Here is a 2,616-nt window from a genome sequence, read left to right on the forward strand (position 1 = left end):
CGTTTTGTTGGTGCTACCCCTTACAGAGAATATACGAATTACTCCCCACTTCTTTAGACATTTTTATGTACAGTACTTATATGATTACAAGGGGCTAGCGCCTTATATCATCGCAGCCGCGGTTGGTCATAAAAATGATCGGACTACGAAAGAAAATTATTTGAGACAACGATTAACGAAAGATAATGATGCAGGGAATTTGATAACGGAGGATGAATTTTAATTTTATCCCCTTATTTATATCAGTCTTATCGGACTTCAGTCTTATCATTTGTAGTTATGTGATTTTTACATAATTAAAATGAATCAAATCCCTGTTTATTATTGTCTTTTCTTACAAGGATTCGTCAGGATTCCCTAAATATAAAACATATCCATAGGGAAGCATGTAGAACCTTGCTATAAGGGGTCACCATACATGCCCATCAACTTAAGAGCGAAAATAAAATGAACTTTTGTTCATATGAACTAAATCAATAATTCCCTAACCGAAACCGGTGAAAAATGTCAATGTGATTACTAAAAACCATGGGGGCAATAAACCTAAAATTATATAAGATAAACTAATTACTAAAAGTGCAACAAATAATATCGATTTTCTTCCTAGCAATTTAGATATTTTAGGCATTACTATAACGCCAATTAAAAAAACAATGAATTGGATGAATAGCAATGTCCCCCCATCTGAATAAGCTCGATTATAGTAAGGTAATAATTCAGGTATAATTCCTCCTAGAAAAACATCTGTTATTCCTATAACGAATTAAAAGAAACAGCACATCCAAATTAATAAATTCATTTCTTTCTCCAATCCTTACATTTTATAAAGTCTAGGGTTTTATCGTCCCTTTTTCTATAGCTAGGAATTCAAATTCAGCGGTAAATCCCTGTCCTTGTGGACTACAAGCATATACACCACATTGGAAAACTTTATCTTCTGCATCTTCCATTAATCTTGTAATACGTAATTGATTCCAAGTTTGTTCTTTTAATTCTTTTAAAGTGAACTCTTTATCATGTTTAACTTCTAGAAATTCAACGATATAGTCTTTGGACTCTCTACGAATGCGAAAATATAGATCCCATGGTCCTTTTTTGTAGTTTTGAGTAGACCAATCTGAGTAACCGTGATTAGTTACCACAGCTCCAAGTTTACACATACCATTTGGTTCATACTCTATAGACGTCTTTAACCAACAGTCTTTAGAAAATCGAACCATTAACCCAGCCTGATCATATTGATGTACAGGATATGACCGTACTCTAGTAGTGATAATTACATCCTCATTCATCTCTGAATATAGGAAATGCCCATTATCAACAGCAAATCCATAGTGTGTTTTTTGCCAATAGTCAGTCATTTTTTCAGGCTGAATAATAAGCCCAGTATCTTTTTTTTGGATATCCCATTTTTCTGGTTGACAATACCAATTTAGGTTCGGATGAAGTGTTTCATTTTGAAACTTTTCATACAATAATAATGAACACATAAAATACATCTCCTTTTTTATTATAATATTTCCTTATATATAAATAATAGTATTTAAACAACGTTTTATGCAAGCGTTTTCTTGAACAAAAAATGTAATTTTTTAAGAAAAATACATTTTTTGTTCAAGAATGATTAGTATGCTATTTGTTTGAATAGCTATATTTGTTATGCAATCGTTTCCCTTAGAATATTGTATTTTTGAAATAGAATATCTTTCAAATTTACTACTTTTATCATAATAGCTAAGAAGACTCCCTCCTCAGAGAAAGATGAATTTAGATATGGAAAAGACTATATCCAATGTGGTTCTGTTGCAAAGTTTGAAAAAAGCATAAACAGGTTGATAAATGAGGAATAATGTTTAGGAAGTAGCTAGTAATTGTTGAAGTTCATTGTACGTTGAAAAGGCGGAGTCTCTTTGTAGACTTCGCCTTTGTTTATATAGTGGTCCCGCCACATGCCCATCAAGCTAAGAAACTCATCGTTCTCCAAAACGAAAAAAATGCACTGGATTCTCATAGACAACTGTGATGAGATAAAATTTTTTTGGGGGCTACTTCAAACTCTTAGCTTGATGGCAATGTGGTGCTACCCCATCGCTATCAAGCTAAGCCCGTGTAACGTCAATGATAAGCAAGATTGTTTCTTTTTTTCGAAAGTCTATACGTAGATGCTTTAAAGATTTGCATACGAAATAAACCCTAACGGGTTTCCTTTTTTGAATTAAGCTGCTTGGTTATCAGACATGGTACAATTATAAACGACACCTAATATATCAAAGATTGTTTTCTTCTCATACCTATGGGATTTTCGCCCGTTTTGCTGTAGGAGATTGAACAGGCGAAGTAACACCTTTGATAGCTCTTGGGTGTTTTTTTGTATAGTTTGGAATAGAAGAAGAAAATAGTCTTTAATCATATATATGGCTTTATACTCACTAAGCTCTCGTTTTTTCTTCATGAGGAGCAATTGGCGCATTTGAAACATGATAGAAGAACAGAGTAGAATGGCAATCAATTGACCATATAAATGGCACTCCAATCGTTCTGATTTTATCTTTTTACAATGATGAATTTGAAAGAATGACTTCCATGTTTTAAATAAAATTTGTCGGGTAAAAGACT

At 32.8% G+C, this 2,616-nt stretch carries 1 protein-coding gene and 3 pseudogenes; 1 reads left to right on the top strand and 3 read right to left on the bottom strand.

The features are described from left to right. Positions 1-223 (top strand): annotated as a pseudogene (locus CN288_RS27780) (site-specific integrase); the annotation flags it as partial. A gap of 607 nt (positions 224-830) precedes the next feature. Here CN288_RS27780 and CN288_RS27785 read toward each other — a convergent pair. The 3 genes and pseudogenes from CN288_RS27785 to CN288_RS27790 form a co-directional block, all read right to left on the bottom strand. Continuing rightward, entirely contained in the window at positions 831-1,490 is a 660-nt protein-coding gene (locus CN288_RS27785; protein WP_098303637.1) for a DUF1349 domain-containing protein, read from the bottom strand. A 363-nt stretch (positions 1,491-1,853) separates the two neighbouring features. Then, positions 1,854-1,937: pseudogene (locus tag CN288_RS30130) on the bottom strand (IS6 family transposase); the annotation flags it as partial. 278 nt (positions 1,938-2,215) lie between these two features. Next, a pseudogene (locus tag CN288_RS27790) lies at positions 2,216-2,616 on the bottom strand (IS4 family transposase); the annotation flags it as partial.

Origin of the sequence: Bacillus sp. AFS023182 (assembly GCF_002560575.1) — a bacterium.
Classification (GTDB): Bacteria; Bacillota; Bacilli; order Bacillales; family Bacillaceae_G; genus Bacillus_A; species Bacillus_A arachidis.